This is a genomic window from Pseudomonas sp. LF020 (assembly GCF_053456425.1).
On sequence record NZ_JBRFIX010000008.1, the window covers coordinates 157,146 to 171,892 of the forward strand.

Genomic DNA, 14,747 nt, shown 5'->3' on the forward strand with positions numbered 1-14,747 from the left:
CCTCGCCACAGAGAGGCATTCGATTCAGCGTTCCACATAAAAAAGACAATCGGAGACACGCCATCATGGCTTTGGATTTATTCGTCGTCCTCATCTACGCCGCCGGCATGCTGTTGCTCGGCTACTACGGCATGCGCAAAGCCAAGACCAACGAGGACTTTCTGGTCGCCGGGCGTAACCTGGGCCCGAGCCTGTACATGGGCACCATGGCCGCGACCGTACTCGGTGGCGCGTCCACCGTCGGCACCGTGCGTCTGGGCTACGTGCATGGCATTTCCGGCTTCTGGTTGTGCGCGGCACTGGGTTGCGGCATCGTCGCGCTGAACCTGTTCCTCGCCAAACCACTGTTGAAACTGAAGATCTACACCGTTACCCAGGTGCTGGAAAAACGCTACAACCCGATGGCCCGCTCGGCGAGCGCGGCGATCATGCTGGCCTATGCGCTGATGATCGGCGTGACCTCGATCCTGGCGATCGGCACCGTGCTGCAAGTGCTGTTCGGTCTGCCGTTCTGGATCTCGGTATTGCTCGGCGGTGGCGTGGTGGTGATCTACTCGGCGATCGGCGGCATGTGGTCGCTGACCCTGACCGACATCGTGCAGTTCATCATCAAGACCGTGGGCCTGATGTTCATCCTGTTGCCGATCTGCCTGTACCGCGTCGGCGGCTGGGACGAACTGGTGCTGAAGCTGCCGGCAGCGGCGTTCAACTTCACCACCATCGGCTGGGACACGATCATCACCTACTTCATGATCTACTTCTTCGGCATCCTCATCGGTCAGGACATCTGGCAACGGGTGTTCACCGTCAAGACCGCCAAAGTCGCCCAGTACGCCGGCAGCATCGCCGGTATCTACTGCATTCTCTACGGTCTGGCCTGCGCGCTGATCGGCATGGCCGCTCACGTACTGATCCCGGATCTGGACAACGTCAACAACGCCTTCGCCGCCATCGTCAAACTGTCGCTGCCGGACGGCATCCGTGGTCTGGTAATCGCTGCGGCACTGGCGGCGATGATGTCCACCGCCAGCGCCGGCCTGCTCGCTGCTGCCACCACCCTGACTGAAGACCTGCTGCCGAAATTGCGCGGCGGCAAACAGTCGAGCCTGGCGATCAACCGCCTGTTCACCCTGCTGACCGGTGTCGTGGTCCTGGGCATCGCGCTGGTGGTGAATGACGTGATCAGCGCCCTGACCCTGGCGTACAACCTGTTGGTCGGCGGCATGCTGATTCCGCTGATCGGTGCGATTTTCTGGAAACGCGCGACCACCGCCGGCGCCATCGCCAGCATGGGCCTGGGTTTCGCCACCGCGCTGCTGTTCATGTTCAAGGACGGTCTGGATGCCAACACACCGATCTACTACAGCCTCGCAGTAGGTCTGGTGAGTTTTGTGGTGGTCAGCCTAGTCTCCCCGCGCCCGGCGACGGTGGCGAGTGCGATCTAAGCTTTGATGTAACGACTTGATGCTTTCTTCGACGGGTGTGGCGTCGGTTGCCACACCCGTTTTTTTACGCTTGGAGAAAAGTACCGATGAAGATCGTTTCTCGTGATCAGTGGTTTGAAGTGCAGCACCTGAGCGATGGCATTCGGTTGATTCACGAGCCGTATATCCGCCCGTTCTACCGCTGCAACCTCTGGCATGTGCAGGGCCGTGACAAAGACCTGCTGCTGGACAGCGGCTCAGGACTGGTCAGCCTGCGCGAACAGTTGCCGTGGATTACCGAGCGGCCACTGGTGGCAGTGGCCAGTCATTGCCACTTCGACCATATCGCCGGGCATCACGAATTTGCTGAACGGCTGGTGCATCCGGCCGAAGCAGACATTCTGGCCGCGCCGGATGGCGAAAACGACTTGAGCCGGGCCTTCGTCGGCGACGACATGTTCGAGGCGCACCCGGACTGCCCGCTGTGCTACGCCGAATACCGGGTCAAGGCCGCGCCGGCCACCGGGTTTGTCGAGGATGGCGACGTGCTGGATCTGGGCAACCGCACCTTGCAGGTGCTGCACACGCCGGGGCATTCACCGGGCGGGATCAGCCTGTATGAAGCGGCCACCGAAACCCTGTTCAGCGGCGACATCATCTACGACGGGCCGCTGATCGAAGACGCCTACCACTCCAATCTCGATGACTACGCCGCCAGTCTGCGGCGCTTACAGGCGTTGCCGATCCGCACCGTACACGGCGGACATTTCGGCAGTTTTTCCGGCGCGCATTTGCGTTCGATGATTGACGAATGGCTGCGCCGACACGCTTGAGGCCTGCTGTAATCAGTCAAAACAACAACGAAACTGTCTGCCATGAGAAGAGCTGCCGTGCGTGCCGCCGTACATCGGTTCATCAAGCGCCTGCTGGAAAATCGCGACTTCAACGACAACACCAGCCTGGTGCAACTGGGGCTGGAGAAGGCGGATATCGAGGATCTGATCTTCCATCTGGAAGATGAATTCGGACTGACGGCATTCACTGCCGAAGAGGATCACATGCTCAAGACCGCGAAGACCGCGAATGACTTGAGCCGGTTTTTACTGGAGATTGGACGGCATTGAGAGGGTTTGCCAAATACAACCATCAGGGTGAGATGAAACCCTGTGGCGAGGGAGCTTGCTCCCGCTGGGCTGCGAAGCAGCCCCAAAACCATTCAGCCCGGTTGTGCCAGACGGACCTTGTTCAGTGACCTTATGACTGCTGCGCAGCCGGGCGGGAGCAAGCTCCCTCGCCACAACAAGCGTCACTCACTTGGAGTCGTGCTTACCGGCGCCGTTGTTGACGCCGGCGCTGTTCGTCATCGGTGCGGATAGGTACGGGTTGCAGAGGCGGTTCGATCAAGCCGAGGGCAACACCCAAATCGTGCAGCCAGTTCTGAATTTTCTCTTTCATCGTCATGCCCCCTTCAGGGTAGTGCTGAGCGACCGGAATTCTGAGGCCGCTTCGCACTGATAATAGTCCGAAGTCCTACGCAATGCTCGGCCAAATCCGCAATGATCTGTTACTGAATTGAACAGAATTACTATCGGTTGGTTCACGCCGTTTGCCGGGTTTCGTTCGCAGCCACGGGATAGAGCGCTTGCTGCTGTTCAATCCAGGCATTGAGGTTGGCCCCGACCATGCCCTTGCGCCACATGAGCCACGTTGTCGCACTGGCGAACGGCTCGGCCAAAGGGTGCACCGCGACGCTTTCGCGCCCCGGCAGACTCGCGAGCATCGACTCCGACATCAGCGCCACACCGCTGCCGGCAATCACGCAGGCAAGCATGCCCTGATAGGACTCGATCTCCATCGCCCGGCCCATCGCCGCCTGATAGTGGACAAACCACGCCTCCAGCCGTGCGCGATAGGCGCAGCCATGACGGAAGGTGAACACCGCCCTGCCCTCGACCTCTTTGGCGCTGCGGATCGGCGGGTGATCGGCTTCGCTGATCAGCACCAGACGCTCGTCGCACAGCGGCACGCCGTCGATACCGGCCAGTTGTGGCGGGCCGTCCACCAACGCCGCATCGAGACGCCCGGAGACCAGGCCTTCGAGTAATTCGCCGCTGGGCCCGGACTGCACTTGCAGGTTCACCGCCGGGTATTGCTTGTGATAGCGCGCGAGCAACGCCGGCAAGTGGATTGCCGCCGTGCTGTAAAGCGTACCGAGAACAAAATCCCCCGCCGGCTGCCCGCCCATCACTGCCGCACTGGCCTGATCACGCAGGGCGAACAGCTTGCCGGTGTAGTCCAGCAGGACTTTTCCCGCAGGCGATAACTGCAAACGCTGACGCTCACGGACGAACAGTTCGACGCCCAATTGCTCTTCAAGCTGCTTGAGCCGGGTCGACAGGTTGGACGGCACTCGGTGCAGGCGTTCTGCAGCGCGGGTGATCGAACCTTCCTCGGCGACTGCCTGAAAGATCCGCAATTGGCTGAACTCCACGAGCCTTCTCCATAACAGAACAAGTTGCTCACTATTATTCAATTTTAAAGAAAGTCAAACGGTTCTAGCCTGACGGTCATTGCTCCTTCAAAGGAATCCCGACCATGTCGCCACTGATTCACTTATCCGCCTGCTTCGTCGCCCTGATGATGGCCATGGGCATCGGGCGTTTCGCCCTCACGCCACAAATGCCGCACCTGCTCAGTGAGGGCCAGGTCGACCTGACGGCCGCCGGTCTGATTGCTGCGGCCAACTACCTCGGCTACCTGCTGGGTGCGGTGGATGCGATGTTCGCCCACCGTCCGCAGCAAGTGCAGCGCCGTTTGCATGGTGGTTTGTGGCTGTGCGTGCTGCTGACCCTGGCGTCGTTCTGGGCTAACGGTTTCTGGGCGCATTTGCTGTTGCGCTTCGGCACCGGCGTGGCGAGTGCCTGGGTGCTGGTGATGATTACCGCGCTGAGTCAGCCACTGGCAGCGGCAGCGGGTCGGCCACGCTTGGGGGCGCTGGTATTCGCCGGTCCGGGGCTGGGGATTTTTCTGACCGGGTTGCTGGCACTGTTCTCACATCTGCTGAACCAGACTTCCGCCACGCTGTGGCTGATCTATGCCGCCGTGGCGCTGGTGATGTTGCTCGCCATCGTGCGAATCCTGCCGCAACCGGGTGTGCACACGCCGGTCGCCACGCTCAATGTCAGCCATTCGAATCGCGGCATCCCGCGACTGGCAGTGGTGTATGCGCTGTATGGCGTGGGTTACATCATCCCCGCCACGTTTCTTTCGCAAATGGCCAACGCGCAGTTTCACGGGCAATGGCAGGCTGATCTGTTCTGGCCGTGCTTCGGCCTCGGCGCGGCGATTGGCGTGCTGCTGGTGAGTCTGCGTCGCCACGATCCGAACACCACGCGTCACTGGCTGACGGCCACGCTGTGGCTGCAGGCGCTGGGAGTCTTTGCGTGCTTGTTGGGCAGCGGTTATGGCCTGGCGCTGGGGGTGGTGTTATGCGGCATGCCGTTCCTCGCTTGCATGCAACTGGTGATGCAACGCTCGCGAGAACTGGCGCCGCATACAACTCAGCGCAACGCCGGACTGCTGACCGCATGCTTCGCCGTCGGCCAGCTCAGCGGGCCGTTGCTGGCGGCGCTCAGCAGCCATTTCAGCGGTGGTCTGCAACCGGCGCTGATCATTGCCGGCAGCGGTCTGCTGATTGCCGGCGGGCTGGCGCTACAATCGGTCAGTGCTGGCCGAGGGCTTTGCGCAAACGCCGACGCACCCACTGCTCAGCGCTGACAAAGGTGATGCCCAGCAACACCAGCACCGCGCCGATGACGAAGTTCACGCTCAATTCTTCACCGAGCAGCACCACGCCGAAGGTGACGCCGAACAGCGGCGTCATGAACGAAAACACCGCCAGATTGGCCGCCAGATAGCGGCGCAGCAGCCAGAACCACGTCAGGTAACTGAAGAACGACACCACCAGGCCCTGAAACAACACGCTGGCGACCGCCACGGTGGTCAGGCTGACGTGAGTGATCTGGCCGCTGAACAGTGCGATCAACAGCAGACCGACGAAGCCGACGATCAGCTGATAGAACAGGGTCAGCGTCACTGGCGCCTCTGACAGACGCGAGGCGCGCACCACCACGGTGGTCGCGCCCCAGCAGGCGCCGGCAATGACCCCGAACGCATCGCCCAACAGCATGCGCCGGTCGAGGTTGTCCCACGACACGCCGCCGGCGAAGGCGATGGCGATACCGACGAACGCGAGCAGAATCCCCAGCCATTGCAACGGCCGCAAGCGTTCACTGGCCAACAGAAAATGTACGCCGAGCGCGGTGAAAATCGGCGCGGTGTAAAGGAACACCGACATGTGCGCGGCGGTGGTCAGTTGCAGGCCTTCGGCGATGAAGAAGAACTCCAGGCCAAACAGCGCACCGGCCAGCAGGCCGCCGCGCCAGGTGTTGCCGACCTGATCCCAGCCACCCTTCCAGCACAGCAGCAGGCCCACCAGTAATGCAGAGATCCCCGAACGCCCGGCGGCCTGCATCACCGGCGCGATGTCCGGCGCGGCCCACTTGATCATCACTTGCTGCACGCCCCAGATCAGGCAGAGGCCGATCATCACCTGCAAGGCAAAACCGTCGGCATTGCGCCGCTCGACACTCACCGCAACACCTCGAATACACACAACATGGCAGCCATCCACTGGTCAAAAAATCTGTGTCAGGGATTATCAATCACTCGGGTAAAAAAAGCCGTCTGAAAAAGACTTTGTCTGCGTCAGGAACGTCAGCGGTGAATGGCCGTCGGCTGCGCCGCCATTCGCTGGCAAGCCAGCTCCCACAATGACCGGTTTGCTCATTGACTCTTTGTTCGACACAAAACTCTGTGGGAGTCTGGCTTGCCAGCGATGGCGTCAGTTTGAACAACGCAGATCAGGGTGGTGAACTCAGTAGTCGTTTCGTCACCAAAAATCCGACCGAGCAGGCAACAGCCGTCGCAAAGCCCCCCCACGCCCAATCCATCAAACTCACCTGCACCGACCACCCGCGCAATGTCGCCCAATTGGTCAGGTCATACGTGCCATACGCCACCAGCCCCAACAACGCCCCCATCTTTGCCGCCCGTTGCCAGTTCAGCGCCGGCAACACCACAAACTGCACGCAACCCAAAACATACAGGCAATAAAAAACCGCTGCCGGAACCAGCAGCGGTTTTTCGAGCATCAGCGAACCGAGCAGTTCGCGATAGGTTGGCGCCATCAGCACGCCGAGCCAGATACCGTCGAGCAACAGAAACGCCAGCAAGGTGGCGCCATAGGCAATCAACGCATTTTTCATCTGCGAACCCTCATGTAGGAGCTGCCGAAGGCTGCGATCTTTTGCCTTTGAAAATCAAAAGATCGCAGCCTGCGGCAGCTCCTACATGGGGCCGGCGGTGGCTCAGGTTAGTTCAATGCGATCGGCGTGAATGACGATCTTGCCTTCCTTGTACAGCGAACCGATGGCCTTCTTGAAGTTGCCCTTGCTGACACCGAACATGCTGCTGATCAGCGCCGGATCGCTCTTGTCACTGATGGCCAGCGTGCCGTTGCTTTCACGCAATTTGGCAAGAATCTTCGAACTCAGGCTGCTTGCCGCTTCCTGGCCAACCGGTTGCAGGCTGAGGCTGATCTTGCCGTCGGCGCGCACTTCCTTGATGAAGCCCTTCTCGCGCATACCGGAACGCATGAACTTGAAGATTTCATTCTTGTGAATCAAGCCCCAGTGCTTGTTGTTGATGATCGCCTTGAAGCCCATGTCGGTGGCTTCGGCCACCAGCAGATCAACTTCCTGCCCGGCGCTGTAGTTGGCCGGGGTCTTGTCGAGGTAGCGATCCAGTCGCGCGGTCGCGGTGATGCGGCGGGTGTGTTTGTCGAGGTAGACGTGCACCACGCAGTACTCACCAGCGGTCATCTGCCGCTTTTCTTCGGAATACGGCAACAACAGATCCTTCGGCAGACCCCAATCGAGGAACACGCCGATGCTGTTGATTTCAACAACTTTCAGACTGGCAAATTCGCCGACCTGAACTTTTGGTTTTTCAGTGGTAGCGAGAAGTTTGTCTTCACTGTCCAGATAAATAAAAACGTTGAGCCAGTCTTCATCTTCGCTGGGAATATCTTTAGGGATATAACGGTTGGGCAAAAGAATTTCGCCGTCGGCACCGCCGTCCAGATATAAACCGAAGTTAGTGTGTTTAACCACTTGCAAACTGTTGTAACGCCCGACTAAAGCCATTTTCCAGAACCCTCATTGCGTGGGCGGCATTCTACCCGGTTTTGCCCGTCTCGTTCGCTGGCTGAACGGCCGTCTCGGAAAAATCGGCGGAACGCCTTGATTTTCCTGTATCTGACGCGACTGGGGCGCCATTCGTCAGACCATCGCAGGCATTGCCGCGCCTTTTCACCGCAGACAATCTCACTCGTGGCGAATAAACGTTCGTATTTAAAACAGCAGCTTAGGATGATATTTCGAATAATTGATCGAGAATACTCCACCCAGGCGCTCAGTTATTCCGGGGGATATTTATCAAGCAATTGTCAAGTTATTCCTGTACGATGCCTGGCCGAGTTACTTTTCTACAGGTTAATGGCCGCCATGCGTGTAAAAGCATCCACCAGCAAAGCAAAGCCAGCTCCAGCCGTTGAAACCAGCGAATCGATTAACGATCAGATCGCAGCGTTCCTCAAGTCCGGCGGCGAAATCCAGCAAATTGCCAAAGGCGTCAGCGGCCAGACATTCGGTCCGTCCAAGCAGATCAGCCTGGGCAAGAAGTAACACCCGGTAATACACCCGTCCTGAGACGCTTTGAGCTTCGAAGCGTCTGGACTGGCACCCGCGCAATTCCCTCCAATCTGTTTAATCAATCTTTGAAAATCGACGAACGGCCATCATTGCCGAGCATTCGCCGGTATCCTTGCACGCGTCTGGATTAAGCGTTTCAGCAGGTTCAAGCCCTGCCCTCGCTGTTCATGGAGTGACGCATGCTCAAATCTTTCCGTTTATTGCTTGTAGGCCTGCTGGTCTGCTCGTCCGCGCAGGCGCAGATTTTCCAGCGCGAACTCGGCGACTTCGACCTCAAACTCGGCACCACGCCCAGCCGCAGCATGGCTCAGGGGCTGGTCAAACCTGCCGCAGTCGGTTCTTTCCACGGTGGCCTCGATCTGAGTCACGACAGCGGCCTGTATGTCGGCCAGTACGCACCGAGCATGGGCCTTACCCCGGGCAAGAACCTCGAAATCGACTCCTACGTCGGCTTCAAACAACCTTTCGATCAGTCGCTCGGCTATGAAGTCGGGATGATCCACTACAGCTACCCCAAAGTGGACACCCTCGACAGCCAGGAACTGTTCGGCGGCCTGACCCTGCTCGGCAGTCGTTTCGGCGTGGCCTTCAGCAACGACCCGGACAAACAGAACAACACGCTGTTCGCCGACCTTGGCGGCAATCAGCCGTTCGGCATCGGGATCAGCATGAAATACACCACCCATCAACTGAACACGCCGGTGTCGGTGGACGGTGGTTACGTCAGCAGTTTTACCGATTGGTCGGTGAAATTTTCCCGGCCATTCATGGGCGTCGACCTCGACCTGATCTATAGCAATTCCAACCTCAGTGGCAGCGATTGCTCGGCTTACTCCGGGCAAAACAGCGAGTGCGACGGCCTGGTCACGCTCAAGGCCGAACGCGCTTTCTATTGATCGGCTGAACTGCCGGGAGCCTCCTGCGTTCACATAGGAATCAGACGTCAGGCTCTCGCAAGGACTCGCTCATGTCTCGCTGGTTCAAGTACATCGCCACCCTGCTGATCTTCACCCTCGCCCTCGGCGCCTGCAGCCGTGTCGGCCTGGCCTACCGCAATCTCGACGTGATCATTCCGTGGACGCTTGGCGACTACCTGGACATGAACGGCGAGCAGAAGGACTGGTTCAACGAACGGCTCAAGGAACACCTGAACTGGCACTGCACCACGCAGTTGCCGGGCTATCTCGACTGGCTGGATCGCTTGCAGGCGATGGTCGAAACCAATCAGGTGACGGACGCGGCGTTGCAAGCGCGAACTCTGGAAGCGAAAAAAGCCATCGCCGAAACCGCACGCCAGATCACGCCCTCGGCCATCGAATTGCTGCAAGGGCTGGACGACAAGCAAGTGGCGGAGATGAACGACGCGTTCGCCAAGGACCTGCGCAAACGGGAAAAGGAATTCGTCAAACCGCCGCTGGCGCAGCAGATTGCTGAACGCGCTGCACGCATGGACAAGCGCCTGACCGACTGGCTCGGCCCGTTGAGCGTTACTCAGGAACAACGAGTGATGGCCTGGTCAACCGCACTGGGCGATCAGAACACTCAATGGATCGCCAACCGCGCGCACTGGCAGCAACAGTTCAGTAACGCCGTTGCCCAGCGCAAAAGTCCGGAATTCCCACAGCGAATCGAGACACTTCTGGTCAACCGCGAGCGTTTATGGACAGCGGATTACCAGAAAGCCTACGCCAACACCGAAGCACAGGCGCGCTCGCTGGCGGTGGATCTGATGGCCGAGAGTACGCCGCAGCAGCGTCAGCGGCTGTTGAAGAAGATCGAGGGTGTGCGTAAGGACTTCAATGATTTGAAGTGTCTGAAGGCAGCAAAGCAGGAATAGAAGATCAAAAGATCGCAGCCTTCGGCAGCGCCTACAGGGTTATGTGCAGGCGCTGCCGGAGGCTGCGATCTTTTACTTTCAGGCAATCTGCGCCTTTGAAGCCACTTCATCGAATGTCGCTTCATCCAGCGCATCGTCCTGCTCATCCAGCACCTGCCGTGGATGATCATTGCCGGGAATGCTGCTGTCGATAAGGCTCAACAGGCTCGACCCACGCGGGGTCAGAATGAAATTGTTGCCGGTGCTGCCCATATGATCCGGACGCGGTTCGATAAATCCACGATCAAGCAACAAGCCTTCGTATTCGCAAGCCACCGTTTTCAGGTGATCCAGATTCTCGATCGGCTCACCGGCGCTGGCTTTCGCCGCAGCATAATCCTCGGCATATTTTCGCGGCGCGAAACTTTCGCCTGCACTGTTCTGCACTTCATGCAGCAAACGTTCAATCAAATCCCAGTTATAAGTCGTCATCCTGATTCAACCTCCGGTGCGCGTGATTTGGGGCGCTGTCATAGGTTGTGACCGGTGCCTGTCGCCGCCGTTCAGCCGCATTTCACGCCGCGACCGACCGGCGGTCTGTCGAATTGATCGTGGGTTAAACGACTAGTCTGACAAAGACGGTTTCAACCCCCGCAGGAGAAATCATCATGAACGTCGAGAATCATCCGGTAGTGTCGCGCGAAGAATGGCTCGCTGCGCGCAAACAGCATCTGGCCGACGAAAAGGCCTTCACCCGCGAGCGCGACCGCTTGAGCGCCAAACGCCGCGCATTGCCCTGGGTCAAAGTCGACAAGGACTACCGCTTCCACGGCCCGAACGGCGAGCTGAAACTGGCCGAGCTGTTCGGCCAACACAGTCAATTGATCGTTTACCACTTCATGTTCGCCAAGGACTGGGAAGAAGGCTGTCAGGGCTGCTCGTTCCTGTCCGACCACATCGACGGCGCGAACCTGCATCTGGCGCATCACGATATTGCGGTGGTGGCGGTCTCCCACGCACCGTTCGAACAGTTTCAGGCCTTCAGACAGCGCATGGGCTGGAAATTCGACTGGGTCTCGTCAGACGGTTCCGATTTCAACTACGACTTTGGTGTTTGCGCCAGAGCCGAGGACGACGAAGCCGGAAAGGCTACCTACAACTACGAAAAGACTGACGGCGCCGAGGAAGAAATGCCGGGGCTGAGTGTGTTTTATCGCAATGCATCCGGGGAGATTTTTCATACCTACTCAACTTATGCCCGTGGGCTGGATATGTTGGTAGGGGCTTACAACTATCTCGACCTCACGCCCAAGGGCCGCAATGAGGACGAAATCATGGAATGGGTGCGGCACCACGACCGATATGAGGGAGAAACAAAATCCAGTTGCTGTCATGGCAGTTGATAAACCTGTGGCAGCAAACCTTGCTGGCTGCCACAACTCTGAACTTTTTACGTCATCCGGCCCTCCACCGGTTAACCCGCCTTAACCGGAACGGAGGCCCGCCCCCATGAAAACCCTGCTCAAGCTCACCCTCGCCGCCACCCTCGCCTGCGCCCTGCCCGTCTGGGCCTGCACGCCGGAAGAGGCCACCGCCAAACGTGAACAACTGGCCAAGGAAGTGGCCAAGCTCACCGAACAGAATCCGGCCAAGGCCAAGGAGATCAACGCCGAGTTGCAGAAAATGGACCTGGGGACGGCCAGTGCGGATCTGCCGGACAAGTGCCAGTTGATTGATCAGCGCTTGAAGGAATTGGGGACGGCTGAGAAAAAAGCCGAGGGCTAAAAGCAAGATCAAAAGATCGCAGCCTTCGGCAGCTCCTACACCGAACTCTGTAGGAGCTGCCGAAGGCTGCGATCTTTTGCCGCCAAAAATGCATTTATGCATTTATTTTCTTGCATAAACGCATATGCAGACTAAGGTTACCTCGAGCAAGGAGATCGGCACCGTTCATCGCAGATGAAAACCGTTAACCACCGATCGCTCGGCATTACCGCAACACAACCACAAGCTGGACGCTTGTTTTCATTCATGGAGGACTGAAAAAATGTTAACCACTCAAGCAACATCATTCACCGGCGAGAGCCTGCCAAGGTGCCTCATTGGCCACCTGCTGGACCCGCAACTGGTCGAGGTTGAAGCCACTGCGCAAACGGCGGCACTGGCCGCTGCCAACCTCAACTTCAGCATGCAGAAACAGACCCAGACCAACTGGTGCTGGGCCGCCGTTTCCGCATCGGTCGGCAACTACTATGGCACCGGATCCTGGACTCAGTGCGGCGTCGCCAGCACCCAACTGGACCGCAATTGCTGCAGCCAGCCTGGCCCGTGCAACGTCTATGGCTACCTGGATTCGGCCCTGCAGACCACCCGCAGCTACAACGGCATGAATCAGGGTTCGCTGCAGATGTCGGCCATTCAGAATCAGATCAACATGGGCCGTCCGGTCGGCCTGCGCTGTGCCTGGTATGGCGGTGGGGCGCACTTCCTGGCGATCTACGGCACCAACGGCAACTATGTGCTGGTTGCCGACTCGATCTACGGTTACTCGACCCGCGCGCTGAACTCCTTCCCGGGTTCGTACAACGGCGGCGGCAACTGGACTCACACTTACTTCACCGCGAAAAACTAGGAGGGCGACATCATGCAACTGACTTATCCAAAGGCGCCTTCCAACGGCGTACAGACTTTGCGTCCAGTGCTGCAAGCCGCGCTGCAAAACCAGGGCTTCGGCATCAACCGCCAGTTCGCCAACGCGGCACCGGCCAAAGTCAGCCTCAGCGAAGCCTATCGCGGCTACTCGCTGACGCTGGATGACCTGAGCCTGGGCAAAGGTCTGAAAGACGCACGCATCGGCGACTGGCATTACCTGGTGTTTGCCGACGGCGTGAGTATTGCCGATGCGCAACTGGCCGAGGTACGTGGCCATGTCGAGTTCGCTTCGCTGAACCACGGCACCCGGGCCGCCGACACCGTGGGCGCGTTGAAACTGGCGGAACAGGCGCCGCAACTGCAGGGCAAAAGCGTTGAATTGCGCGTGTTGTTTGTCTCGGCACTGCACGTCGTGGCGATCTGGCTGCACGCTGACGGTGAAGATGTGCTGATCCCGATCGAGCCAACGCCGAAAGAGCTTGGGGACTCGCGGCTGTACAGCGAAGCCGCGCTGCTCGCGCTGCTCAAACCAGCGGCAGATCGCGCCAAACAGCGCTTTGACGCCGACACCAGCGGACAGTTGGGCAACTGACAAACCCCGCGCATAAAAAAACCCGGACACTGTCCGGGTTTTTTATTGGCCGCTTGAAACGACTTATTCAGCCGCAGGCTCTGCCGGCTTGCGGCGCTTGAGCGGGGCCATGCCGTCGCTGCTCACCAGAGAATCCGGCTTCGGCCGGTTGGCGCTCTTGCGCTTGGTCGGGGTCTTGGCGGCGGTTTTCTTCTTGTCGCTCTTGGCGTCGGTCTTTTTCTTCTTCACGCCAACGGCTTTACCCGAGGCCTTGACCTTCTTCGGCCCGCCGTAGGTGCCTTTGACTTCCTTGATGGTGCGGCGCTCGAAGCTCTGCTTCAGGTAGCGCTCGATGCTCGACATCAGGTTCCAGTCGCCGTGGCAGATCAGCGAGATCGCCAGACCGTCGTTACCGGCACGGCCAGTACGACCGATGCGGTGCACGTATTCGTCGCCGCTGCGTGGCATGTCGAAGTTGATCACCAGATCCAGGCCATCAACGTCCAGACCACGGGCCGCGACGTCGGTCGCTACCAGAATCTTTACGCCGCCCTGCTTCAGACGGTCGATCGCCAGTTTGCGATCCTTCTGGTCTTTCTCGCCGTGCAGCACGAACGCCTTGTATTCCTGGGCCACGAGGCGGCCGTAGATGCGGTCGGCCATGGCGCGGGTGTTGGTGAAGACGATGGCCTTCTGGTAGGTCTCGTTGGCCAGCAGCCAGTTGACGATCTGTTCTTTGTGCTGATTGTGGTCGGCAGTGATGATCTGCTGACGGGTGGTCGAGTTCAGCTGGCTGACCGCGTTGAGCTGCAGGTGCTCAGGGTTGTTCAGCACCTTGGCGATCATCTCGCGCAGGCCGGAACCGCCGGTGGTGGCGGAGAACAACATGGTTTGCTGACGGTTCGGGCATTCGTCGACCAGACGTTGCACGTCTTCGGCGAACCCCATGTCGAGCATGCGGTCGGCTTCGTCGAGCACCAGCACTTCAACTTCTTTGAGGTCGAGGTTGCCGGCGTTGAGTTGCTCGATCATCCGGCCCGGTGTGCCGATGAGGATGTCCGGCACCTTGCGCAGCATGGCCGCCTGGACCTTGAAATCTTCGCCGCCGGTGATCAGGCCGGACTTGATGAAAGTGAACTGCGAAAAGCGTTCGACTTCCTTCAGGGTCTGCTGGGCCAGTTCGCGGGTCGGCAGCAGGATCAGGGTCTTGATACTGACGCGGATCTTCGCCGGGCCGATCAGGCGATTGAGGATCGGCAGGACAAAAGCGGCGGTCTTGCCGCTACCGGTTTGCGCCGTCACCCGCAGGTCACGCCCCTGGAGCGCCAGCGGAATGGCCGCTGCTTGCACAGGCGTTGGCTCGACAAATTTCAGCTCGGCCACGGCTTTGAGCAGGCGTTCGTTCAGGGCGAATTGGGAAAACACGGGTGCTACCTCGAAGATATGCAAAA

General features: G+C 59.0%; 18 protein-coding genes. 11 read left to right on the forward strand and 7 right to left on the reverse strand.

Going from position 1 to position 14,747, the window contains the following annotated elements; genetic code table 11:
• Positions 1-65: 65 nt before the first annotated feature.
• From ACU680_RS19560 to ACU680_RS19570, 3 genes are all read left to right on the forward strand, one after another.
• Positions 66-1,445 (forward strand): sodium:solute symporter family protein, encoded by a 1,380-nt coding sequence (locus ACU680_RS19560; protein WP_047598203.1) that lies wholly within the window; start codon positions 66-68, stop codon positions 1,443-1,445.
• An 86-nt stretch (positions 1,446-1,531) separates the two neighbouring features.
• Entirely contained in the window at positions 1,532-2,257 is a 726-nt protein-coding gene (locus ACU680_RS19565) for an MBL fold metallo-hydrolase (protein WP_448180292.1), read from the forward strand.
• Positions 2,258-2,299: 42 nt separating this feature from the next.
• Positions 2,300-2,548 carry a hypothetical protein gene (locus ACU680_RS19570; RefSeq protein ID WP_007962561.1) on the forward strand — a complete coding sequence of 83 codons (249 nt, stop codon included), beginning with the start codon at positions 2,300-2,302 and terminating at the stop codon, positions 2,546-2,548.
• 202 nt (positions 2,549-2,750) lie between these two features.
• On the opposite strand, the gene ACU680_RS19575 is transcribed toward ACU680_RS19570, so the two are convergent.
• Both ACU680_RS19575 and ptrR read right to left on the reverse strand, forming a co-directional pair.
• Complete coding sequence (locus tag ACU680_RS19575) at positions 2,751-2,879, reverse strand: PA1414 family protein (protein ID WP_007914492.1); 129 nt, start codon at positions 2,877-2,879, stop codon at positions 2,751-2,753.
• Positions 2,880-3,021: 142 nt separating this feature from the next.
• The gene (gene ptrR / locus ACU680_RS19580; protein ID WP_108589373.1) at positions 3,022-3,915 is read right to left on the reverse strand and encodes a putrescine utilization regulator PtrR; all 894 of its coding nucleotides are present in this window, start codon (positions 3,913-3,915) and stop codon (positions 3,022-3,024) included.
• Positions 3,916-4,019: 104 nt separating this feature from the next.
• Here ptrR and ACU680_RS19585 point away from each other — a divergent pair, with 104 nt between their 5' ends.
• Positions 4,020-5,201 carry an MFS transporter gene (locus tag ACU680_RS19585; protein WP_448180293.1) on the forward strand — a complete coding sequence of 394 codons (1,182 nt, stop codon included), beginning with the start codon at positions 4,020-4,022 and terminating at the stop codon, positions 5,199-5,201.
• On the opposite strand, the gene ACU680_RS19590 is transcribed toward ACU680_RS19585, so the two are convergent.
• The 3 genes from ACU680_RS19590 to ACU680_RS19600 form a co-directional block, all read right to left on the reverse strand.
• The gene (locus ACU680_RS19590; RefSeq protein ID WP_448180294.1) at positions 5,146-6,078 is read right to left on the reverse strand and encodes a DMT family transporter; all 933 of its coding nucleotides are present in this window, start codon (positions 6,076-6,078) and stop codon (positions 5,146-5,148) included. The genes ACU680_RS19585 and ACU680_RS19590 overlap by 56 nt on opposite strands.
• Positions 6,079-6,346: 268 nt before the next feature.
• Positions 6,347-6,751, reverse strand: a complete 405-nt coding sequence (locus ACU680_RS19595; RefSeq protein WP_448180295.1) for a DUF2177 family protein — start codon at positions 6,749-6,751, stop codon at positions 6,347-6,349.
• A gap of 102 nt (positions 6,752-6,853) precedes the next feature.
• Complete coding sequence (locus ACU680_RS19600; RefSeq protein WP_448180296.1) at positions 6,854-7,690, reverse strand: CvfB family protein; 837 nt, start codon at positions 7,688-7,690, stop codon at positions 6,854-6,856.
• Positions 7,691-8,041: 351 nt separating this feature from the next.
• Here ACU680_RS19600 and ACU680_RS19605 point away from each other — a divergent pair, with 351 nt between their 5' ends.
• From ACU680_RS19605 to ACU680_RS19615, 3 genes are all read left to right on the forward strand, one after another.
• Positions 8,042-8,230, forward strand: coding sequence for a PFL_1563 family small protein (locus ACU680_RS19605; protein WP_016985943.1), 189 nt, complete (start codon positions 8,042-8,044; stop codon positions 8,228-8,230).
• 206 nt (positions 8,231-8,436) lie between these two features.
• Positions 8,437-9,153: a TorF family putative porin gene (locus ACU680_RS19610; protein ID WP_448180297.1), complete on the forward strand. Its 717-nt coding sequence runs from the start codon at positions 8,437-8,439 to the stop codon at positions 9,151-9,153.
• Positions 9,154-9,224: 71 nt separating this feature from the next.
• A complete protein-coding gene (locus ACU680_RS19615) occupies positions 9,225-10,094 on the forward strand; it encodes a DUF6279 family lipoprotein (protein WP_448180298.1) in 870 nt (289 codons plus the stop codon).
• A gap of 78 nt (positions 10,095-10,172) precedes the next feature.
• Here the strand turns inward: ACU680_RS19615 and ACU680_RS19620 are convergent, their stop codons facing one another.
• Positions 10,173-10,565 carry a hypothetical protein gene (locus ACU680_RS19620; protein WP_007962546.1) on the reverse strand — a complete coding sequence of 131 codons (393 nt, stop codon included), beginning with the start codon at positions 10,563-10,565 and terminating at the stop codon, positions 10,173-10,175.
• A gap of 176 nt (positions 10,566-10,741) precedes the next feature.
• Here ACU680_RS19620 and ACU680_RS19625 point away from each other — a divergent pair, with 176 nt between their 5' ends.
• The 4 genes from ACU680_RS19625 (at position 10,742) to ACU680_RS19640 (ending at position 13,317) form a co-directional block, all read left to right on the forward strand.
• Entirely contained in the window at positions 10,742-11,476 is a 735-nt protein-coding gene (locus ACU680_RS19625) for a DUF899 domain-containing protein (protein ID WP_448180299.1), read from the forward strand.
• Between the two features lie 106 nt (positions 11,477-11,582).
• Entirely contained in the window at positions 11,583-11,858 is a 276-nt protein-coding gene (locus ACU680_RS19630; RefSeq protein WP_041070242.1) for a hypothetical protein, read from the forward strand.
• Positions 11,859-12,120: 262 nt separating this feature from the next.
• Positions 12,121-12,705 carry a papain-like cysteine protease family protein gene (locus ACU680_RS19635; protein ID WP_448180300.1) on the forward strand — a complete coding sequence of 195 codons (585 nt, stop codon included), beginning with the start codon at positions 12,121-12,123 and terminating at the stop codon, positions 12,703-12,705.
• A 12-nt stretch (positions 12,706-12,717) separates the two neighbouring features.
• Positions 12,718-13,317, forward strand: a complete 600-nt coding sequence (locus ACU680_RS19640; protein ID WP_007962528.1) for a hypothetical protein — start codon at positions 12,718-12,720, stop codon at positions 13,315-13,317.
• 63 nt (positions 13,318-13,380) lie between these two features.
• Here ACU680_RS19640 and ACU680_RS19645 read toward each other — a convergent pair whose 3' ends face one another.
• Entirely contained in the window at positions 13,381-14,721 is a 1,341-nt protein-coding gene (locus ACU680_RS19645; RefSeq protein WP_448180301.1) for a DEAD/DEAH box helicase, read from the reverse strand.
• Positions 14,722-14,747: the final 26 nt, after the last annotated feature.